This window comes from Synechococcus sp. ATX 2A4, assembly GCF_024346375.1.
Lineage (GTDB): Bacteria > Cyanobacteriota > Cyanobacteriia > PCC-6307 > Cyanobiaceae > MW101C3.
Genome location: NZ_JAGQCV010000002.1, coordinates 168,252 through 187,248 on the forward strand (window position 1 = coordinate 168,252; position 18,997 = coordinate 187,248).

The 18,997-nt window shown below is 67.8% G+C and carries 21 protein-coding genes and 1 riboswitch; of the genes, 15 read left to right on the forward strand and 6 right to left on the reverse strand.

Features of this window, described 5'->3' with window-relative positions; all coding sequences use genetic code 11:
- Window positions 1–36: 36 nt before the first annotated feature.
- From KBY97_RS02655 to KBY97_RS02675, 5 genes are read left to right on the forward strand one after another with little or no spacing between them, the layout of a single operon-like run.
- Complete coding sequence (locus tag KBY97_RS02655) at window positions 37–1,113, forward strand: glycosyltransferase family 2 protein (protein WP_255145137.1); 1,077 nt, start codon at window positions 37–39, stop codon at window positions 1,111–1,113.
- Window positions 1,110–1,565, forward strand: a complete 456-nt coding sequence (gene pssD, locus KBY97_RS02660; protein ID WP_255145138.1) for a PssD/Cps14F family polysaccharide biosynthesis glycosyltransferase — start codon at window positions 1,110–1,112, stop codon at window positions 1,563–1,565. Before KBY97_RS02655 ends, pssD begins: the two co-directional genes overlap by 4 nt.
- Window positions 1,562–2,083: a glycosyltransferase gene (locus KBY97_RS02665; protein WP_255145139.1), complete on the forward strand. Its 522-nt coding sequence runs from the start codon at window positions 1,562–1,564 to the stop codon at window positions 2,081–2,083. The genes pssD and KBY97_RS02665 overlap by 4 nt, the downstream gene beginning before the upstream one ends.
- A gap of 9 nt (window positions 2,084–2,092) precedes the next feature.
- Window positions 2,093–3,118, forward strand: coding sequence for a sugar transferase (locus KBY97_RS02670; RefSeq protein WP_255145140.1), 1,026 nt, complete (start codon window positions 2,093–2,095; stop codon window positions 3,116–3,118).
- Window positions 3,119–3,125: 7 nt separating this feature from the next.
- Complete coding sequence (locus KBY97_RS02675; RefSeq protein WP_255145141.1) at window positions 3,126–3,617, forward strand: ATP-binding protein; 492 nt, start codon at window positions 3,126–3,128, stop codon at window positions 3,615–3,617.
- 33 nt (window positions 3,618–3,650) lie between these two features.
- Here the strand turns inward: KBY97_RS02675 and KBY97_RS02680 are convergent, their stop codons facing one another.
- A complete protein-coding gene (locus KBY97_RS02680) occupies window positions 3,651–4,037 on the reverse strand; it encodes a hypothetical protein (RefSeq protein WP_255145142.1) in 387 nt (128 codons plus the stop codon).
- Window positions 4,038–4,102: 65 nt separating this feature from the next.
- Window positions 4,103–5,083: a GAF domain-containing protein gene (locus KBY97_RS02685; protein WP_255145143.1), complete on the reverse strand. Its 981-nt coding sequence runs from the start codon at window positions 5,081–5,083 to the stop codon at window positions 4,103–4,105.
- A 221-nt stretch (window positions 5,084–5,304) separates the two neighbouring features.
- Between KBY97_RS02685 and KBY97_RS02690 the strand changes: the two genes are divergently transcribed.
- The 4 genes from KBY97_RS02690 to murF are packed head-to-tail and all read left to right on the forward strand — an operon-like array spanning window position 5,305 to window position 9,789.
- The gene (locus KBY97_RS02690) at window positions 5,305–5,829 is read left to right on the forward strand and encodes a L,D-transpeptidase (RefSeq protein ID WP_399217184.1); all 525 of its coding nucleotides are present in this window, start codon (window positions 5,305–5,307) and stop codon (window positions 5,827–5,829) included.
- A 42-nt stretch (window positions 5,830–5,871) separates the two neighbouring features.
- A complete protein-coding gene (gene glgA, locus KBY97_RS02695) occupies window positions 5,872–7,416 on the forward strand; it encodes a glycogen synthase GlgA (protein ID WP_255145144.1) in 1,545 nt (514 codons plus the stop codon).
- A 47-nt stretch (window positions 7,417–7,463) separates the two neighbouring features.
- The gene (locus tag KBY97_RS02700) at window positions 7,464–8,273 is read left to right on the forward strand and encodes a hypothetical protein (protein WP_255145145.1); all 810 of its coding nucleotides are present in this window, start codon (window positions 7,464–7,466) and stop codon (window positions 8,271–8,273) included.
- A 4-nt stretch (window positions 8,274–8,277) separates the two neighbouring features.
- Window positions 8,278–9,789, forward strand: a complete 1,512-nt coding sequence (gene murF / locus KBY97_RS02705) for a UDP-N-acetylmuramoyl-tripeptide--D-alanyl-D-alanine ligase (RefSeq protein ID WP_255145146.1) — start codon at window positions 8,278–8,280, stop codon at window positions 9,787–9,789.
- Here murF and glmU read toward each other — a convergent pair.
- From glmU to upp, 3 genes are all read right to left on the reverse strand, one after another.
- A complete protein-coding gene (gene glmU / locus KBY97_RS02710; protein WP_255145147.1) occupies window positions 9,753–11,132 on the reverse strand; it encodes a bifunctional UDP-N-acetylglucosamine diphosphorylase/glucosamine-1-phosphate N-acetyltransferase GlmU in 1,380 nt (459 codons plus the stop codon). The two genes, murF and glmU, sit on opposite strands and share 37 nt — an antisense overlap.
- A 61-nt stretch (window positions 11,133–11,193) precedes the next feature.
- Window positions 11,194–12,531: a 3-phosphoshikimate 1-carboxyvinyltransferase gene (gene aroA / locus KBY97_RS02715; protein WP_255145148.1), complete on the reverse strand. Its 1,338-nt coding sequence runs from the start codon at window positions 12,529–12,531 to the stop codon at window positions 11,194–11,196.
- 114 nt (window positions 12,532–12,645) lie between these two features.
- Entirely contained in the window at window positions 12,646–13,314 is a 669-nt protein-coding gene (gene upp / locus KBY97_RS02720) for a uracil phosphoribosyltransferase (RefSeq protein WP_255145149.1), read from the reverse strand.
- Window positions 13,315–13,407: 93 nt separating this feature from the next.
- On the opposite strand from upp, the gene KBY97_RS02725 reads away from it, so the two are divergent.
- The 5 genes from KBY97_RS02725 to purQ all read left to right on the forward strand — a co-directional run bounded on the left by KBY97_RS02725 (window position 13,408) and on the right by purQ (window position 17,345).
- Complete coding sequence (locus KBY97_RS02725) at window positions 13,408–13,896, forward strand: pentapeptide repeat-containing protein (RefSeq protein ID WP_399217185.1); 489 nt, start codon at window positions 13,408–13,410, stop codon at window positions 13,894–13,896.
- Window positions 13,890–14,046: riboswitch (cobalamin riboswitch) on the forward strand. Its footprint overlaps the gene before it by 7 nt.
- 126 nt (window positions 14,047–14,172) lie before the next feature.
- A complete protein-coding gene (locus tag KBY97_RS02730) occupies window positions 14,173–14,742 on the forward strand; it encodes a HupE/UreJ family protein (RefSeq protein ID WP_255145150.1) in 570 nt (189 codons plus the stop codon).
- A gap of 13 nt (window positions 14,743–14,755) precedes the next feature.
- Window positions 14,756–15,940, forward strand: a complete 1,185-nt coding sequence (locus KBY97_RS02735) for a GTP-binding protein (protein ID WP_255145151.1) — start codon at window positions 14,756–14,758, stop codon at window positions 15,938–15,940.
- A 482-nt stretch (window positions 15,941–16,422) separates the two neighbouring features.
- Window positions 16,423–16,695, forward strand: coding sequence for a phosphoribosylformylglycinamidine synthase subunit PurS (gene purS, locus KBY97_RS02740; RefSeq protein ID WP_255145261.1), 273 nt, complete (start codon window positions 16,423–16,425; stop codon window positions 16,693–16,695).
- Window positions 16,692–17,345 carry a phosphoribosylformylglycinamidine synthase subunit PurQ gene (gene purQ, locus KBY97_RS02745; protein ID WP_255145152.1) on the forward strand — a complete coding sequence of 218 codons (654 nt, stop codon included), beginning with the start codon at window positions 16,692–16,694 and terminating at the stop codon, window positions 17,343–17,345. The genes purS and purQ overlap by 4 nt, the downstream gene beginning before the upstream one ends.
- 10 nt (window positions 17,346–17,355) lie before the next feature.
- On the opposite strand, the gene KBY97_RS02750 is transcribed toward purQ, so the two are convergent.
- The gene (locus KBY97_RS02750; protein ID WP_255145153.1) at window positions 17,356–17,958 is read right to left on the reverse strand and encodes a peroxiredoxin; all 603 of its coding nucleotides are present in this window, start codon (window positions 17,956–17,958) and stop codon (window positions 17,356–17,358) included.
- Window positions 17,959–18,487: 529 nt separating this feature from the next.
- On the opposite strand from KBY97_RS02750, the gene KBY97_RS02755 reads away from it, so the two are divergent.
- Window positions 18,488–18,766: a hypothetical protein gene (locus KBY97_RS02755; protein ID WP_255145154.1), complete on the forward strand. Its 279-nt coding sequence runs from the start codon at window positions 18,488–18,490 to the stop codon at window positions 18,764–18,766.
- Window positions 18,767–18,997: the final 231 nt, after the last annotated feature.

An 18,997-nucleotide genomic window follows, 5' to 3' on the forward strand; every position in this document is an offset into this window, starting at 1 on the left:
ACCCCTCGGCAATCTCTTTCCTCTTCACTCACCCTCGTGACCCGATCCACCCTCTCCGGTGAGCTGCCCCTGGTTTCGGTGGTGATGCCGCTGTACAACTCCGCCGCCACGGTGGAGGCCAGCCTGGAATCGGTGTTGGCGCAGACCTACCAGCAACTGGAAATCCTGGTGGTGGACGACGGCTCCACGGATACGGGCGTGGCGCTTTGCCGCCGCTACGACGACCCACGCATCACGATTCTCAGCCAGAAGAACCGCGGCCTGGCCGGCGCACGCAACACCGGCATCCGCGCGGCCAGCGGAGCGATCCTGGCCTTCATCGACAGTGATGACCTCTGGCTGCCCGAGAAGATCGAGCGCCATGTGCAGCACTTTCTCCAGAACCCGGCCGTGGGGGTGAGCTACAGCCGCTCCGGCTTCATTGACAACGCTGGTGAGCCGCTGGGCATCTATCAGATGCCCCAGCTCACGGACATCACCCCGGAGGTGCTGTTCTGCCGCAATCCGATCAGCAACGGGTCGTCGGTGGTGATCCGCCGTGCCGTGCTCGAGGCGATTCGCTTCGAGGCCAATCTCTACGGCAGCGTGGAGAGCTTCTACTTCGACGACAGTTTCCGCCAGTCGGAAGACATCGAATGCTGGTTGCGCATCGCCTTGCAGACCGACTGGCGCCTTGAGGGAATTCCCGAGGCCCTCACCCTTTACCGTGTCAGCGAGGGCGGACTTTCGGCCAATCTGATGAATCAATACGCCGCCTGGGAGCGCATTCTCGTGAAAACGGCGGCCACCCATCAGGCCTTCATTCACCGCTGGGGCAACAAGGCCCGTGCCTATCAGCTTCGCTATCTCGCCCGACGCGCCACCCGTCAGAAGGATGGCGCCATGGCGCTGAAGCTGCTGCGTCAGTCGCTGGCTGCCCACCCGGCGATCCTGCTGGAAGAGCCGCAGCGCACTTTGATCACCCTGGCAGCCGCCCTGCTGCTGGTGGTGCTTCCCCCTCCTCTTTACCGGCGGCTTGAGGCATTGATGCTGCGGCTCACCGGCTCCAGCCAGCGCCGCCGCATCGCCAGGGAGCAGGGCCGCATGGCGTCCGGCGCCGGGGCCACCCCATGACCGTACTGCTGGTGTGCTCCTCAGGGGGGCATTTCAAGGCGTTGTGCCAACTCCGGCCCTTCTGGGAGCAGCACGACCGGCTCTGGGTCACGTTCCGCACGGCCACCACCGAAGCGGAACTGGAGGGCGAGCGTGTGTGCTGGGCCTACAGCCCCACCAACCGCAACCTGCCCAACCTGGCCCGCAACCTGCTGCCGGCGGCGCGGGTGCTGGTGCAGGAGCGGCCTGCGCTGGTGCTCAGCACCGGCGCCGGTGTGGCGGTGCCCTTCCTGATCCTGGCCCGGCTGCTGGGCCGTCAGGTGGTGTTCATCGAATCGGTCACCCGCATCCACACGCTCAGCCTTTCGGCCCGGCTGGTGCGCCCCTTCCTCACGGTGCTCTACGTGCACTGGCCCCAGTTGCAGCGCCGTTATCCCCGCGCCGAACTGATCACAGCGGAGGCGCTCGAATGATTCTGGTCACGGTGGGCACCGAGCAGTTTCCCTTCAACCGCCTGATGCATTGGATCGAGCTGCTGCTGGAGCACGGTCTGATCGATGAAGAGGTGGTGGTGCAGTACGGCACCTGCACCGAGCTGCCCAGTGGCACCACGGTGTATCGCCTGTTGAACGAAGACCGCTTCCGGGCGCTGATCGACCGGGCTCGGCTGGTGATCTCCCACTGCGGCGAGGGATCGGTGTTGCTCCTCGATCGTCTGGCCAAGCCCTATCTGCTGGTGCCCCGCGCTGCCCGATTCCAGGAGCACGTCGATGACCACCAGGTGGAACTGGCCATGGCCCTGGCCCAGATGGGGGTGCCGGTGGGCTGGACCCCGGCCGATCTGGTGCGCTTCCTGGTGGCGCCGTCTCATGTGTCAGTCTCCGACCTCTCCCAGGCTTCCGCTGCCCTGCTGTGCCGCCGGCTGGAGGAACGGTTCGGTGCGATGGCTGGCCAGTCCCGCTGCCTGCCCGCCTCCCCTCTCGCCAGTTAAGCCCCAGAGATGTCTTCCTCCTCCCCTGCAGCCGCCACACCACCACCGCCTGAGCCGGAGGAGTTCGTGCTCACCCGACACCAGGGCCGTCTGCTGATTCAGCTGCCGCCCCGGCTCACGGTGGCCGAAGCGGTACGGTTCCGGGAAGGCTTCAGCCACTGGCTGGACCACCCGTCGCCACCGGCTGCGGTGATCCTCGATTTCGGCCGCACCTCGCTGATCGACAGCAGTGGCATCGGCGCCCTGGTGAGCACCCTCAAAACCGCCCGCAGCCGCTCGATTCCGCTACGGGCCTGGAGCGTGAACCGGCAGGTGAGCCTGGCGCTCACCATGACCGGCCTGGACGGGGTGCTGGCGTTGATGCCCCACACAGAAGGGGTGTCACCCCATCCGGGGCACAAGGAGGATCAGCGCCCGCCGCTCACCCATCCCTCGGTGCGTTGCCCCTGGAAACGCCTGTTGGATGTGGTCGGCGCGCTGGTGGGCCTGGCGATCACGGCGGTGCTGCTGGTGCCTATCGCGGTGGCGATCCGGCTCGACAGCCCAGGCCCGATCCTGTTCAGCCAGGTGCGTTGCGGCTGGATGGGCCGTCACTTCCGCATCTGGAAGTTCCGCTCGATGGTGCCCAACGCCGAGCTGCTCAAGGGACAGGTGGCCAACCAGGCCGAGGGGGCCTTCTTCAAGAACGCCAACGATCCGCGCATCACCCGCGTCGGCCGAATCCTGCGCAAGACCAGCCTCGATGAACTGCCCCAGTTCTGGAATGTGCTTTGGGGCGACATGAGCCTGATCGGCACCCGCCCTGCCACCCCCGATGAAGTGAACCAGTACGCCGTGCCCAACTGGCAGCGTTTTGATGTCAAACCCGGCCTGAGCGGCGAGTGGCAGGTGAGCGGCCGCTCCTTGATCCGCCAGTTCGAGGATGTGATCCAGCTTGACCTGCGCTATCAGAGGAATTGGTCGTTCGTCTACGACCTCAAGCTGATCGTTCGCACAGTATTGGTGATCTTCAACCGCAACAGCGGCGCCTCCTGAACCACCGATGGCGCCGTCTTTTCCTTGTTACAGCGCACACCTGCCCCTGGCCAGCAGCCTGACGGCGGTGGAGCAGCTGCTGGGCTGGTTTGAGGGGTGCCGCAGCGCGGCCCCAGGGGCGGCCCAGCTGCCCGAGAGGATGTGGCTGGAAGCCCAGATGGCCCTTGTCGAAGGCTTCACCAATGCGGTGCGCCATGCCCATCAGGGGCTGGAGCCGGCACCCGCCGTGCAGCTTGAGCTGGAGCTGAGCCCCGCGGGTCTGGAGCTGCGCATCACCGATGCCGGCGCCCCCTTTGATCTGACGGCGGCCTGGGAGCGGCTGGCGGCGGAACTGGCCGCCCAGGCCGACGACCCGCTGGAACGTGAAGCCCACTGGGGCCTGATTCTGCTGCTCAAGCTTCAGCAGGAGCGCGGCTGGCAGATCGACTACTGCCCCTGCGAGCACGGCGGCAACGTGCTGCGCTTGCAGCACAGCTTCGAAGCGGTTGCGCTTTGCTGATTGCTGCAGCCGAGAGCCTGCAGCAGCCACGGCTCAGAAAAACATCTCGAAGCGCTCCGGATGGCACCAGGCTGGATGTAGCCACGACCAGCGGGTCCAGATCGAGAGGTAGTAGTTGGTGCCACCCGGTCCCTGCCCCCATCCGTTGCCGAGCAGTTTGCCCCAGCGAATCGGCGGCTGAGCAGCGCTGCATTCACCGCTGCCAGCCCCTGGCAAGGCGCCGGCCCTGCGGCCGTTGCCGTACAGGATCTCCCGACCGCGGTAGGCGAAGCGGGGTTCGATCGGGCCGCCAACCGCCTGCCCTTCCAGGCGGAACCACACCTTCTTGCTCCTGTTGAACAGCCAGAAGGACCAGGAACAGAGCGGCGCAGGCCTGTCGTTGCAGTAGGTGTAGGCCAAACCTTGGCGCGATTGGAGCATGCTCGCGGGGAGCCGGCGCAGCAAAGGCCCATCATCCCCGCCACTGGCCCCCCCTGATTGCCGGCTCAGCTCCTGGTGGGAGCCTGCCCGCTGCCACCGCTCCGTGCCAGGAACAGGCTGTTTTCTCCGCGGATCAACAGCTCCACGATGTTGGTGTCTTCTGGCAGCAGGCACGAAATCGCGCAGCGCAGCGGCCGCTGCGGGGCCGTGCAAACCGCCGAGCTCGCCAAGCGGGCTTGCAGGTCGCCGCAAACTTGGCGAGCCCGCTCCGCATTGGCGTCCACGAGCAGCAGCGAAAACTGATCGCTGCCCACCCGGCCCAGCAGGTCGGCGGCGGTGGTGGTGGCCCGCAGGTCCTCCCCCAGCCCGATCAACAACCGCTCGACCGCGTCCTGGCCGGCGCTCTTGGCGGCGGACTCCAGATGGGGAGCTGCCACCGACACCAGCGCCAGCGACGTGTCCGTGCGGCGGGCCCGCTCAAACTCCTTGCCGGCCAGAAACAGAAACGGGGCCCGGTGGAACAGCCCCGTGAGCAGGCAATGGGAAGACATCTCCCGCAAGGCCACTTCGCGGGTCACCTGGGCGGCGAGCAACTGAAGCAGATGCAGTTGCTGATCACTGAGGTTGCCAGGTTGGCGGTCGATCACGCAGAGCGTGCCGAGCGGTTGGCCATTGGGGGCCAACAGGGGCATGCCGGCATAGAAACGGATCGACGGGTCCCCAAGCACAAGCGGGTTGGTGCTGAAGCGCGGATCGAGCGAGGCATCAGGCACCACCAGCGGCTCCCGCCCGGCGACGGCGTGGGCGCAGAAGGCCAGCTCCCTTGGGGTTTCCAGCGCGTCAAGGCCCTGCCGCGACAGAAACCGTTGCCGGTGCTGATCCACCAGCGAAATCAGGGCGATCGGTTTGTCCAGAATGGCGGCAGCCAGTTCAGTGATGCGATCGAGATGCTCATCGGCGGGCTTGTCGAGCAGCAATACCCTCTCCAGCGTTCTCAGGCGCTCCTCTTCGTCGGCGGGGAGTGGATAATCGGGAAACGGTGCCATCCACGAATCGTACGAAGTGGCTCCGCCACCGCTGGAGTCGCGCCCGAGACGTCATGGTCGCCGCTTTGATCAACCACGACAGAAGGGCACGCGCCGTGGTTGGCGTTGTGACCTCCATGGGGCTTGACCAAGACAGACAAAAGGCACTCCCGCTGCCACTGGTGAGGGGTCGATGCCGCGTCTCCCAGGGTCAGTCCTGGTGGCGCACCAACGCCCGGTCGCTGACGGCCGCCGCATTGGTGCTGGCGGCCACGCCTCCGGCCCTGGCGGCCCCGCTGGCGGGGGTGCCCGCGGCCCTGGTGCAGCGGCCCGATCGCCATCTGGTGCTGCAACGCCGCCAGCGGCGCCTGCTGGTGCTGGAGGCAGGCGAGCTGATCCGCACCTACCCGGTGGCGGTGGGGATGCCCGGCTGGGACACGCCGGTGGGACGCTTCGAGGTGCTCAACATGCAGGTGAATCCGGTGTGGGAGCACCCGGCCAAAGGCACCCGCATCGGTCCGGGGCCCGCCAACCCGCTCGGCAGCCGCTGGATCGGTTTCCAGAAGGATTGCTCAGGTCGCCGCGGTGTCAGTGGCGATCAGGTGCTGGATCTGCAGGGCTGCTTGATGACCGGCTTTCACGGCACCCCGCACCGCTGGACCGTGGGCCGGGCCGTGTCCCACGGCTGCGTGCGTCTGCACGACGAAAGCGTGCAGGAGTTGTATGGGCTGGTGCAGGTGGGCACCTCGGTCACGGTCCTGCCCTGAGGGAGCCCCCGTAGAGTTCGGCCCTGCCGATCGGGTCTTCAGATGCGTGTGCTGTTCGCCGCCGCCGAATGTGCTCCGATGGTGAAGGTGGGTGGCATGGGGGATGTGGTGGGTTCGCTTCCCCCAGCCCTTGCTGCACTCGGCCACGACGTGCGTTTGATTCTTCCCGGTTACGGCCGGCTGTGGAGCCAGCTGTCGATTCCCAGTGAACCGATCTGGCGGGGCTGGGCGATGGGCACGGATTTCGCGGTCTACGCCACCTCTCACCCCACCAATGGCCTGCCTCTTTATTTGGTGGGGCATCCGGTGTTCGATCCGGAGCGCATCTATGGCGGCGACGACGAGGACTGGCGCTTCACCTTCTTCGCCAATGCGATATCTGAGTTCGCCTGGAACCACTGGAAGCCCGATGTTCTGCATTGCCATGACTGGCACACCGGCATGATCCCGGTGTGGATGCATCAGGACCCGGAGATCAGCACGGTCTTCACCATCCACAACCTGCGCTATCAGGGCCCCTGGCGCTGGAAACTCGACCGCATGACCTGGTGCCCCTGGTACATGCAGGGGGATCACACGATGGCGGCGGCCTTGCTTTACGCCGATCGGGTGAATGCGGTGTCCCCTACCTACGCGATGGAGATCTGCACGCCCGAATACGGAGAGCGCCTCGATGGCCTGCTCAATTACATCAGCGGCAAGCTGCGCGGCATTCTCAATGGCATTGACATCGCCGACTGGAATCCCGCCACCGACAAGACCCTGCCTGCCACCTTCAGCGCTGACGACCTGGCACCGCGGGCGACCAACAAGCGGATGCTGCAGGAACGCATGGGCCTGCGGGTCGACCCTGACACCTATGTGATGGGCATGGTGAGCCGGCTGGTGGATCAGAAGGGGGTGGACCTTCTCCTGCAGGTGGCTGATCGCGTGCTCGCCTACACCGACAGCCAGATCGTGGTGCTGGGCACCGGCGATCGCAACTACGAGGCGGGGTTGTGGCAGATGGCCCTGGCCCATCCCGGCCGGTTCGCGGTGTTCCTCACCTACGACGACGCCCTCTCCCGTCTGATCTATGCCGGCGCCGATGCCTTCCTGATGCCCAGCCGCTTCGAGCCCTGCGGCATCAGCCAGCTGTTGGCGATGCGCTACGGCTGTATTCCGGTGGTGCGCAAGGTGGGCGGCCTGGTCGACACCGTGCCGGCCCATGTGCCAGCCACTCATACCGGCACCGGCTTTTGCTTCGATCGCTATGAGGCGATCGATTTCTACACGGCGATCGTGCGCTCATGGGAGGCCTACCGGCACACCGCCAGCTGGCAGGACCTGCAGCAGCGGGCCATGCGCGTTGACCACAGCTGGACCCGCTCCGCCCTGGCCTACGACGCGATGTACCGGGAAGTGAAGGGCGTCAAGGAGCCCTCGCCGAACCGCGAGGCGGTGGAGCAGTTCTCGCTGGGCCAGAAGGCCGATCCGGCGTTGGCAGATGGTGCGGAGCCCCCGGAGCCCCCGGAAGACGCGCCCCGGCCCAGCCCGGTGGTGTCACGCAACCCGTTCTCGGTATTGCTGCGGCGTGGCAACAGCTGAGCAGGCTGTGTTGCCCTGATCCGCCTGCCCCCTCCTGAGCCTGGCCCATGACGGACCCGGAACCCGGCCGCTCCCCACTCCCGGCGCTCTACAGCAGCCCCTGGAGTGCCCTTGGCCGTGACCTGCGCGCCGTGCTCGCCAGCCTGCGGCTGAAGGCCCAGGAGTTGTGGCGGCGCAACCGGCAGGCTGATCTGATCGTGCCCGGCTTCTGGCCGCGGTCGCTGGCGCCGTTCTTCTGGCCGGCGTTGCTGCTGCTGGCGTTGCTGGGGTTGCTGGGTTTTACGGGCGGTGTGGGGCTGTTGCGTGGCCGTTCGGTGCCCCTGGTGTCCCCGGCGATGCCGCTCAAGCCCCTCGGCGAAATCCCCGGTGAGCCTTCCGGGCTTCAGCGCTCCCCGGCCCGGGATTCCCTGAGCTTCAGGAGTTCTGATTCCGCCGATCCTGAGCCGTCTGGAGAGCTTCGAGGGATGTCACCGGGATCGCCCGCACCGAGCGCATCTCCTTCACCCCCATCGCTTCCCGCTCCATCGCTTTCCACACCGCCGGAGCCAGCCCCGCCCGAACCCACGCCACCGGCGATCGAGCCCCTGCTGCAGCTGTTGGCTGACCAGGATCCGCAGCAGCTGATCCGGGCCGCCCGCCCCCATCCCGCCAGCGGCACCCTGGAGTTGGAACTGGCCGCCGCCGCCGATCGGCTCAGCGCCCAGGAGCGCCAGCTGCAGGCGAACCTCTGGCTGGAGCGGGCCCGCGCCCTCGGCTACGACAGCCTGGAACTCACCGATGGCGACGGCCTGCTGTTGGGCCGCCCTGCCTGGGTGGGAGGGGGCATGATCCTTCTCGATCACCAGGCTGGGAGCTGAGCGGATGCGGCTGGAGCAACTCGTGGCGCTCTGGGGCGACCCCATCGGTGGGGCTCTCGATCCCGCCCTGCCGCTGCCCCGGGTCTGCACCGACAGCCGGGCCCTGCAACCGGGCGATCTGTTTGTGCCGCTCACGGGCGAATTGCACGACGGCCATCGGTTTCTGGCCCAGGCGGCTGAAGCCGGCGCCCTGGCCGCCCTGATCGACCGCACCCGCGCAGCGGAGCGGCCCGCTGCCCTGCCCGCCTGGCCGGTGGACGACACCCAGCTGGCCTACCAGCAGCTGGCGCGGGCTTGGCGCGAGCAACTGGCGGCACCGGTGATCGCCGTGACCGGCTCCGCCGGCAAGACCACCACCCGCGAACTGGTGCGCGCCGTTCTGGCTCCCCTGGGGCCGGTGCTGGCCACCAGCGGCAATGAGAACAACGATGTGGGCGTGCCGCTCACCCTGCTCAAAGCCCGCTCCAGCGATGCGGCCGTGGTGGTGGAGATGGGCATGCGCGGTCTGGGAGAAATCGAGCGGCTCTCCCGCTGCGCGCGGCCCGATGTGGTGGTGATCACCAACATCGGCACGGCCCACATCGGCCGGCTCGGCAGCCGTGAGGCCATTGCCCAGGCCAAGTGCGAGATCACGGCTGCCCTCAGCCCCGCCGGCCTGGTGGTGATTCCCGCTGGCGATCCCCTGCTCGAGCAGGCCCTGGGCGCCGTGTGGAGCGGCCGGGTGCGGCGCGTGGCGCTCATCGGCGATGCCGCCGCTGATGTTGTCCATGGTTCTGGCGATGCCGCCGTCCTGCTCGGCCAGATCGAAGGAGATCCCGGCGCAGCCGACGGCGCCTGGCTGAAGCTGCTTGCCGGCCCTGGAATTGCTGAAGGCGCTGCCGCTCTTGCTCCTGTTGCTTCAGCTGAGGGGGCTTCCACTGGCGAGGCTGCCGCTTTGCCTGCGGCGTTTCGGGTGCCCCTGCCGCTTCCCGGGCGCCACAACGCCCGCAACCTGCTGCTTGCCCTGGCAGTGGCCCTTGAGCTCGGTGTGCGGACCGACCAGCTGCAGGCCCTGCAGGTGGAGGTGCCCGGTGGTCGCAGCCGCCGGCTGCAGATCGGCGCCGTGCAGGTACTCGACGAGACCTACAACGCCTCCCCCGAAGCGGTGCTGGCGGCCCTCGATCTGCTGGCGGCCCAGCCAGGGCGTCGCTTTGCTGCCCTGGGCACGATGCTGGAGCTGGGCGAGCAGAGCGAGGCGCTGCACCGCGCCGTGGCACGCCGTGCCGCCGACCTGCAGCTCGATGGGCTGGTGATCGTGGATGGCGGTGCCACTGGCGCGGCCATGCAGGAGGAGGCCTGCGCTTTGCCGCGGCTGGCCCGTGTACACAGCCCAGCCGAGGCAGCCGAGGCGTTGTTGCTCTGGCTGCAACCGGGCGATCAGCTGTTGCTCAAGGCCAGCCGCGGCGTGGCCCTGGAACGGGCGATCCCGTTGCTGGCCGCTCAGCTGGCCGGTGCCGCCGGCGTGGTGCCGGTCTGAGGCCCCGACCAGTTCTCGCGCACCAGCTGACGGGCCCGGCCCAGGGCCAGCGCGCCAGTAGGCACATCGCGGGTCAGGGTTGATCCCGCCCCCACGGTGACCCTCTCTCCCAGTCGGATCGGGGCCACCAGCACGGAATTGGCGCCGGTCTTGCTGCCGGCGCCGATCACGGTGCGGTGCTTGCGCACGCCGTCGTAGTTGGCGGTGATGGTGCCGGCTCCCACATTCACGTTCTCGCCCAGCTCCGCATCACCGATGTAGCTGAGGTGGTTCACCTTGCAGCCGGCGCCCAGTTTGCTCTGCTTGATCTCCACGAAATTGCCCACCCGGCAGCCCGCGGCCAGCTCGGCGCCCGGCCGCAGCTGGGCGTAGGGCCCGATGGCGCAGCCATCCGCCACGCTGGCCTCGCGCACCACCGAGAGCAGCACCTCCACCCCGTTGCCGAGCGTGGCGTTCTCCAGCAGGGAGCCCGGCCCGAGCCGGCAGCCATCGCCGATCCGGCAGGCGCCGCGCAGGTGCGTCTGCGGCTCCACCACCACGTCCCGGCCGAAGTGGGTGGCGTCGCTGAGGGTGCAGCTGGCTGGATCGATGAAGGTGACGCCCTCCGCCATCCAGTGCCTCCGCAGGCGCTCCTGCAGCACCTGCTCGCACTGGGCCAGCTGCAGGCGGTCGTTGATGCCGTTGGTCTCGGCGCTGTCCTCCACCTCCAGGTGCAGAGCGGAGCCGAGCAGGGCCACGGTGTCGGTGAGGTAGAGCTCGCCCTGGTCGTTGTCGCTGCGCAGCAGGGGCAGCACCGCCGCCAGGCGGCTCCAGTCGAAGCAGTAGATGCCAGCGTTAACCAGCGGGTTGTCACGCTGGGCGGCGTTGCAGTCGCGGTGCTCCACGATTGCGCTCACGCGGCCTTCTTCGTCTGCGAACACTCGGCCGTAGCCGCTCGGATCTTCCAGACGGGCGGTCAGCAGGGTCACGGCGGTGCCGCCGCGCCGGTGGGTGTCGAGCAGCTGGCGCAAGGTTTCCGGACGCAGCAGTGGCACATCTCCGTTGAGCACCAGCAACTCGCCCTTGAAGCCCTGCAGCGGCTCCAGCAGCTGCTGCACCGCATGGCCGGTGCCGTTCTGCGGCTGCTGCAGAACGAACTCCAGCCCGTGGTGGGCCGCCAGCGACGCCTCCACCCGTTCGGCCTGATGACCCACGATCAGCAGGCGCCGATCGGGCTGAAGGCTGTCGCAGCAGCGGAGCACCCGCTCCACCAGGGTGGCGCCGGCCAGCGGCTGCAGCACCTTGGGCAGGTCACTGCGCATGCGGGTTCCCTTTCCGGCGGCCAGAACGGCAACGGCAAGCATGCGTGGGGCGGCGATTGGCGGGAATCTACCGGCGCCCTTGCAGCCCACTCGGTGTCGGGCCTCAGGCCTGCAGGCGTGCCAGATCGTCCCAGAAGCCGGGGTACGACACCGCCGCCGCCTCGCTGCGGTGCAGCTGCGTGGGGCCGCTGGCCACCTGGGCCGCCACCGCCAGGCTCATCGCCACCCGGTGGTCGGTTTCGCTGTCCACCTCGGCGCCATGCAGGTCCACCCCGCCGGTGATGTCCAACCCGTCGGGGTGTTCCGCCAGCTGCGCCCCCATTGCGCCCAGCTGACGACACATCACGGCGAGCCGATCGGTTTCCTTCACGCGCAGCTCCGCCGCCTCGCGGATCCGGCTGGTGCCTTCGGCCCGGCAGGCGGCCACCACCAGCACGGGGATTTCATCCACCAGGCGAGGAATGAGCTCGCCGCTGATGTCGAAGGCCTGCAACGGCCCGTAGCGCACCCGCAGATCTCCCACCGGTTCGCCCGCCACCAGGCGCTGCTCCAGCCGCTCGATGCGGGCGCCCATGGCTTCGAGCACCTCCAGCACCCCGGTGCGGGTGGGGTTGAGGCCCACGTTGCGCACGGTCAGGTCGGCGCCTGGGGTGATCGCCCCGGCCACCAGCCAGAAGGCCGCTGAGCTGATGTCGCCCGGCACCTCCACCGCCTGACCCACCAGCTCATGGCCGGGGGTCAGGCGCACGTGCCGGCCGGCATCGCCGCTGATCTCGATGTCGGCGCCGAAGCCCCGCAGCATCCGCTCGCTGTGGTCGCGGGAACGGGCCGGCTCGATCACGGTGGTGGGGCCGGCGGCCGTGAGGCCCGCCAGCAGGATCGCGGACTTCACCTGGGCCGAGGCGATCGGCGTGCCGATCACCGCCCCATGCAACGCGGTTCCCTGAATCGAGAGTGGTGCCAGCTTGCCGCCGGCGCGGCCGCGGATCTGGGCGCCCATAGCGGCCAAGGGTTCCGCCACCCGGCCCATCGGCCGCTGGCGCAGCGACGCATCGCCATTGACCACGAAGTGGCAGCCGCTGCGGCCCGCCAGCAGCCCCATGATCAGCCGCATCGTGGTGCCGGAATTGCCGCAATCCAATACATCGTTGGGTTCCCGCAGGCCCTCAAGGCCCACCCCCTGCACGATCACCGGCTGTCCAGCCGCGATCGGGCTGATCGTCACCCCCATGGCGCGCAGGCAGGCGGCGGTGCTGAGCGGATCCTCCGCCGGCAGCAGGCCGTCGATGCGGGTTTCGCCGGTGGCGATCGCCCCGAACAGCAGCGCGCGGTGGGAGATCGATTTGTCGCCCGGTACCTGGACCGATCCGCTCAAGCTGCGCAAGCCCTCCTGCCCGAGGAGGCGTGCCGGGGGCGGTGAAACGGCGACAGCCAGGCCCATGCCAGGGGAACAATGGCCCGTGAGCCTAGGTCTGGGCCAGGGCCGCAAAGGCTGGGCCCGGGAGCAACGGCTGGGCGTGTCAGAGCAGGGTTGGAGTCGCCGGCGCTGCCGCGATCAGGGAATGGCCGCCGAGGGGGTGCCGAACAGGCGGTCACCGGCATCGCCGAGGCCCGGCACGATGCGGCAGGCCCCGTCGAGTTCAGCGTCGATGCAGGCGGTGTAGAGGGTCAGGTTTGGAAACCGCTCCCCCAGGGTCTTGAGGCCGGGGCTCGCCGCCAGGGCTGTGATCACCCGCAGGCGATCCCCCTCCACCCCCTTGGCCTGCAGCCGCTCCAGCACCTGAATCAGGCTGCCGGCGGTGGCCACCATCGGATCGAACACCAGCACCCCCACCTGGGGGCCGATCGTGTCGGGCAGGGCGTCGTAGTACCACTCGGCTGTGGCATCGGTTTCATTGCGGCGCAGGCCCACGTGGGCCACCCGGGCCGTGGGCAGCACGGCCTGGGCCCCTTGCCAGAGCCCCAGGCCCGCCCGCAGGATCGGCACGGCCAGCAGGGGCACGCTGCTGTCCACCACGGTGCCTTCGGTGCTGGCCAGCGGCGTCTGCACCGTCACCCGCTGATGGGGCAGCCAGTCGCGCACGGCTTCGTAGGTGAGCCAGCGGCCCAGCTCGGCCATGGCGCTGGTGAACAGCGGTGGGGGGGTGTCCTGATCACGCAGCAGGGTCAACCAGTGACCGATCAGGGGATGGGGCGGCACCACCACCCGCAGGGACATGCTCATCTCGATCGCGACGCGGCCGTGGCTGCCATAACTTGAGGGCCCACGGTACGTGTGTTCTTGCCCCCCTTCACTCGCCCCGGGTGGCTCACTCCCCTGCTGGCCCTGCTGGTGGTCACGGTTGCCTGTCTGGGCCTGGTGGGCCCCGTGGCGCCGGCCCTGGCGATCACAGCACCCGAACTGCGCGGCCAGCGGGCGCTGAAGGATCTGCAGCCCGACATGCACGGCCGCAACCTGCAGCAGCAGGAGTTTCTGAAGGCGGCGATGCAGGGCTTCGATCTCAGCGACACCAACCTGCGCGGCGCTGTGTTCAATTCCAGTGATCTGCAGGGCAGCGATCTCAGCGGTGCCGACCTTGAAGATGCCGTGGCCTTTGCCACCCGCTTCGATAACGCCGACCTCAGCGGGGCGGTGCTGCGCAACGCCATGCTCATGCAGAGCCGTTTCAGTGGGGCCACGATCGAGGGAGCTGATTTCAGCGATGCGGTGCTTGATATGACCCAGCAGAAAGCCCTCTGCGCCCGAGCCTCCGGCATCAATCCCCGCACCGGCGTCAGCACGGTGGAAAGCCTGGGCTGCCGGTAGATTGACGCACCGGTTCCAGGGGACCCATCCCATGGAGGCAAGGGGGAAAGTTCGGTGCAATTCCGGCGCTGTCCCGCAACTGTGAAGACCTTCCCGCGAGTTTTCGCGGCATGGCCAGTCAGAACACCCGCCGGCGTTTCACCCCATCCAGTTCCGGCGAGGACCGGTCGAATCATGTTTCTTCAATCCCGGGCTGCTGGCCCAGGCCGTCGTGCGGCCCAGCCAGCCAGCCCTCTGCTGTTTTCTGGCGCCCTTCATCTCGCGCCACTCCTGTTCGTGCCCCCGCTGCTCGTGCCCCTGCTGGCCACCCCTGCAGCTGCCCACCACCTGATGGAAACCTTCGCCCTGAAGGAGGGCCCGTTGGCGGGCCTGTTCAGCGGCATCGGCCATCCGTTGCTGGGTCCGGATCACCTGCTGTTCCTGCTCGCGCTCGGCCTGGTGGGCCTGGTGCAGCGCCTGCGCTGGGTGATCTCTCTGCTGGCCGTGGGGCTTATCGCCACCGGCCTTGGCCTGCTGCTGCCCAACCTGCCCGGCGCCGAAGCGCTGGTGGCGTTATCGCTGGTGGTGGTGGGGCTGGTGGTGATCCAACGGCTGCCTGTCTGGACCCTGCTGCCCGCTTTCGCCCTGCACGGCTATGTGCTCAGTGATGCCGTGAGCGGCTGGCAGGCCGCGTCCGTGGCCTGGTATTTGCTGGGCCTGCTGATCAGCCAGGGGGCGCTGCTGTGCCTGGCGCTCACGTTGGTACAGCGCTGGCGCGCGGGCCTTGCTCCGGCGCGGCTGATGCTGGCGGCCGGTGTGCTGATCGGCGTGGGCTCCACGTTCGCATGGTCTGCGTTGGTGCCCTGAGATGACACCCTCCATGCAACGTCGTCTGCCCGTCACCGTGGTGACGGGCTTCCTCGGCGCGGGCAAAACCACCTTGCTGCGCCATCTGCTCACCACCAGCGGCCTGCGCCTGGCGGTGCTGGTCAATGAATTCGGCGAAGTGGGCATCGACGGTGACCTGTTGCGCAGCTGCGGCTTCTGCCCTGAGGAAGAGCTGGAGGGCCGGCTGGTGGAACTCGCCAACGGCTGCCTCTGCTGCACCGTTCAGGACGATTTCCTGCCGACGATGCAGAAGCTGCTGGCGTCCGCCGATCGCCTCGACGGCATCGTGGTGGAAACCAGTGGCCTGGCCCTGCCCGAGCCCCTGGTGCAGGCCTTCCAGTGGCCCGACATCCGCACCCGTACCCGCGTCAACGGTGTGGTGACGGTGGTGGATGGCGAAGCGCTGGCCGGCGGCAGTGTGGTGGCCGACCCCAGTGCGCTGGAGCGGCAGCGGGCCGCCGACCCCAGCCTCGATCACCTCTCCGACCTGGAGGAGTTGTTCGACGACCAGCTGCGGGCGGCCGATCTGGTGCTGGTGAGCCGCGCCGACCGCCTCACGCCCGCAGACCTGGACCGGGTGCGCGAACGCCTTCAGGCTGTCTGCCGGCCCGGTGCCCAGGTGCTGCCGATGCAGCGTGGCCAGGTGCCGCCGGAGCTGCTGCTCGGCCTGGATCGCCCGGCTGGCGCGAACAGCCATCACCCCCAAAGAGAAACCTCCCACGACCATCAAGACGACCACGACCACGATCACGACCATCAAGACGACCACGATCACGATCATCACGATCACCACGACCACGGCCATCACGACCACACCCACGTGCCCATGCAGTCGGTGGCGATCCAGCTCGATGGGTCCTTCGACCGCGAAGCCCTCGAAGCCACCCTCCTGGAGCAGATCCAAGTCCAGGCCCTGTTGCGGCTCAAGGGTTGGCTGCTTCAGCCCGGCAAACGGCGTCCCCTGCAGATCCAGGCAGTGGGCCCACGGCTCGACTGCTGGTACGAAGATCACAGCGATCGGCTGGCCGCCCCCACAGCCACGGACAAAGGCTCCCCCCGGAGCCCCAGCGTCGGGCGGCTTGAACTGGTGGCGCTGGGGCTGCGCGTCGACCGCAGCTTGTTATTGCAGGCGCTGGAAAGCAGTCGCCTGAGGGAGGCCAGCGCCAGCCGCGTCTGAGCGGGCCCGCCGCCGGTTTCAGTCCAGGGGGGTCCCCCTGGGCGCAGATGCCATCCCAGCAGAGGGCCTGATCCTCGTTCCAGCGCGCATTCACCACCTTCCAGATCCCAGCCGGGCGCTGCATTTCCACCACCCCCTTGCCGTCGTGGCGGAAGCTCAGCTGCGTGTTGTCGAAGCGCAGCTTCCACCGCTCGCCCACTGATTCCACTGTCATCACGCAGGGACGCCAGGGACCATCGGCAAGCCGGCAGCGCAGGGGCACCCGCTGCACCTGGGCCAGGGCAGGAGCCAGCAGCGTGGTGCCCGCCCACGCGATCCACAGCGCCACCAGCCCGGCCCGGGCCAGCCGGGCGCCCAGGCAGGGTTGGCAGGCGCCTGTCGCTTGCATCGCTCCGACCGTTGACCACTGTCTTGAAGATGCTTCGGCGTCGGCCGTGGGGGGGAAGCTGCCTGCCAAGATTTAACAAATGACGTTCCCGCCGGTGCCCCGCTTTCAAGCCCGTGTGCTGGTCTCCCTGAGACCATCGGTTCTCGATCCGGCAGGAGAAGCCACCAGAGCTGCCGCGCAGCGGCTCGGCGTTGATGGCATCACGCGCCTGCGCATCGGCAAGGCGATGGAGGTGGAACTCGAAGCGCCGGATCTCGACGCCGCCCGTAGCCAGATCGAGCGGCTCAGTGATCGCCTGCTGGCCAATCCGGTGATCGAGAACTGGTGCCTCGAACAGCTCAAGCCCGCGGAGGATGCCGGGTCATGACGATCGGCGTGGTGGTGTTTCCCGGCTCGAACTGCGACCGGGATGTGCGTTGGGCTGCGGAAGGATGCCTCGGCATCCCCACCCGATTCCTCTGGCATGAGGAGCGCAGCCTGGAGGGCATCGATGCGGTGGTGTTGCCCGGCGGGTTCAGCTACGGCGACTATCTCCGTTGTGGCGCCATTGCCCATGTCTCGCCGATGCTGAGCGAGGTGGCCGCCTTCGCGGCGCGTGGCGGCCCGGTGCTGGGCATCTGCAACGGCTTCCAGATACTCACTGAAATGGGCCTGCTGCCCGGTGCGCTGACCCGCAACCGCCAGCTGCATTTCCTCTGTGAAGCCGCTCCGCTCACGGTGCATCCAGGCGCCTGCCAGTGGCTGCGCCACTACGGCGAAGGCGAGCCGATCAGCCTGCCGATCGCCCACGGCGAGGGTTGCTTCCAGGCCGATGCCGACACCCTGGCGGCTCTCGAGGGGGAAGGCCGGGTGGTGCTGCGCTACGCCGCCAACCCCAACGGTTCGGTGGGCGATGTGGCCGGGCTCTGCAACGCTCAGGGCAACGTGTTGGGCCTGATGCCCCACCCGGAGCGGGCCTGCGACCCGATCACCGGCGGCACCGACGGCAGCCGCTTGCTGGCCTCGCTGCTGAGCTGACCGCTGAGGCTTAGCCGTGGGCGGCGAAGTACTCCTTGCTGCCCACGGGGTCGGGCTTCATGGTCGGCGCGCCTGGCGTCCAGTTGGCGGGGCAGACCTCCCCAGGGTGCCCTTGCACGTGTTGGAAGGCCTTGAGCACCCGCAGGGTTTCCTCCACGCTGCGGCCCACCGAGAGGTTGTTGATGGTGGCGTGCTGCACGATCCCGTCTGGATCAATCAGAAACAGGCCCCGCAACGCCACACCGGTTTCCTCGTCGAGCACGCCGTAGGCGCTGGCGATCTCTTTCTTGAGGTCGGCCACCAGTGGATAGGCGATTTCGCCGACCCCACCGTCCTGGCGGGAGGTCTGGATCCAGGCCAGATGGCTGAACTGGCTGTCCACCGATACGCCCAGCACCTCAGCGCCGAGCGCAGCGAAGTCTGCATGGCGATCACTGAAGGCCGTCACTTCCGTAGGGCAGACGAAGGTGAAATCGAGCGGATAGAAGAACAGCACCACGTAACGGCCGCGGTACTGGGAGAGCCGGATCTTGGTGAAGTCCTGATCCGCCACTGCGGTGGCGGTGAACTCCGGCGCCCGTTGCCCCACGCGCAGGGAGGCGTTGACGGTCATGGCGGGAAGGAGTTGCGGGGTGGGGAGTCGGGGCAGGCTCGGGATGCCGGGACTGCCCCGTGATGCCGGCAGCAGAGTGGGGCAGATGCGCGGAGGGGAAGAGCCCTGTCGTCCAAGCGTGCCCTAACACTGTATTCAGCCCTGCCAGTGTGCAGCGGCGCAGGCGAGAAGCGGTTCAAATGCGAAGCGGGCCAGTGGCACTGGCGCGGCACTGGGTGCGGGCCAGTCAACGACCAGCCCCCTCCGCGAATCGAGCCTGAACAGCCCGCCGGTCTGGGCGGTAAGAACCACGGCGCCACGCGGTTGAGAACAGCCTCACAGGCCACGACGACAGCAAGTGAAGACGTTTTGTCTTGTTTCCCGGCTTGTCTGCTGAAACGGGATCGTTGGCGCGGTAAGCCAGTGAAGTGGCAGGCTGGTTGTCATCTCCTTTCACCAGCCCCGAACTCCCACCTGGCGTGCACCGCTCGCCGGTTGTCTGCTCCATCCCTTTTTCCCTTTTCCGTCCCCTTTCTCTTTCCCTGTCCTGATGTCCTGGGATCCTGTCCTGCTCCGCAAATACAACGCCACCGGCCATTTCCGCCTGCTCAGCCAGTTGCGCAGCGAAATCGTCTCCCATCCCATTCAGCGTCCCCAAGCCGATGCCACCCCGGCCCGCCGTGGCCGTGGGTCGTCGTCCTCATCAAGGCGCTCTGGCGGGCGCGGCGGCGCCACCGAGGGTGGGGGCAGCGCGTCGGATTACGGCCATGCTGCTGCTAATTCATCACCCAGTTTTCGTGAGCGCCTCAACGCCATCGAAATGCGCTGAGGTCTGAAGCGGCCACAGGGCTCAGTTCAAGCTCGCGCCCTCTCACCGAAGTGGCCACGGACGGGGAAGCGAGCGGCGCCAAAGGCTGAAAGGTCCCCCCCCCCCAAGCCCTAGGGCTGAAAAGGCTCAGAATCAATATCAGATCCACAGATCAGATCCACACACAGATCAAATCCGCAGATGAAATCTGCAGATTTGAGTTACCTACTCAGATCAAGAGTGGGATGTGAT

What these genes read in the sequence shown, in the direction of transcription:
- KBY97_RS02670 (WP_255145140.1), top strand. Translation starts at nt 2,093, where the DNA reads ATGTCTTCCTCCTCCCCTGCAGCCGCCACACCACCACCGCCTGAGCCG.
- glmU (WP_255145147.1), bottom strand. Translation starts at nt 11,132, where the DNA reads ATGCTTGCCGTTGCCGTTCTGGCCGCCGGAAAGGGAACCCGCATGCGC.
- KBY97_RS02680 (WP_255145142.1), bottom strand. Translation starts at nt 4,037, where the DNA reads ATGCTCCAATCGCGCCAAGGTTTGGCCTACACCTACTGCAACGACAGG.
- purQ (WP_255145152.1), top strand. Translation starts at nt 16,692, where the DNA reads ATGACGATCGGCGTGGTGGTGTTTCCCGGCTCGAACTGCGACCGGGAT.
- upp (WP_255145149.1), bottom strand. Translation starts at nt 13,314, where the DNA reads ATGAGCATGTCCCTGCGGGTGGTGGTGCCGCCCCATCCCCTGATCGGT.
- murF (WP_255145146.1), top strand. Translation starts at nt 8,278, where the DNA reads ATGCGGCTGGAGCAACTCGTGGCGCTCTGGGGCGACCCCATCGGTGGG.
- KBY97_RS02755 (WP_255145154.1), top strand. Translation starts at nt 18,488, where the DNA reads ATGTCCTGGGATCCTGTCCTGCTCCGCAAATACAACGCCACCGGCCAT.
- KBY97_RS02665 (WP_255145139.1), top strand. Translation starts at nt 1,562, where the DNA reads ATGATTCTGGTCACGGTGGGCACCGAGCAGTTTCCCTTCAACCGCCTG.
- KBY97_RS02700 (WP_255145145.1), top strand. Translation starts at nt 7,464, where the DNA reads ATGACGGACCCGGAACCCGGCCGCTCCCCACTCCCGGCGCTCTACAGC.
- KBY97_RS02685 (WP_255145143.1), bottom strand. Translation starts at nt 5,083, where the DNA reads ATGGCACCGTTTCCCGATTATCCACTCCCCGCCGACGAAGAGGAGCGC.
- KBY97_RS02735 (WP_255145151.1), top strand. Translation starts at nt 14,756, where the DNA reads ATGCAACGTCGTCTGCCCGTCACCGTGGTGACGGGCTTCCTCGGCGCG.
- KBY97_RS02750 (WP_255145153.1), bottom strand. Translation starts at nt 17,958, where the DNA reads ATGACCGTCAACGCCTCCCTGCGCGTGGGGCAACGGGCGCCGGAGTTC.
- KBY97_RS02675 (WP_255145141.1), top strand. Translation starts at nt 3,126, where the DNA reads ATGGCGCCGTCTTTTCCTTGTTACAGCGCACACCTGCCCCTGGCCAGC.
- glgA (WP_255145144.1), top strand. Translation starts at nt 5,872, where the DNA reads ATGCGTGTGCTGTTCGCCGCCGCCGAATGTGCTCCGATGGTGAAGGTG.
- aroA (WP_255145148.1), bottom strand. Translation starts at nt 12,531, where the DNA reads ATGGGCCTGGCTGTCGCCGTTTCACCGCCCCCGGCACGCCTCCTCGGG.
- pssD (WP_255145138.1), top strand. Translation starts at nt 1,110, where the DNA reads ATGACCGTACTGCTGGTGTGCTCCTCAGGGGGGCATTTCAAGGCGTTG.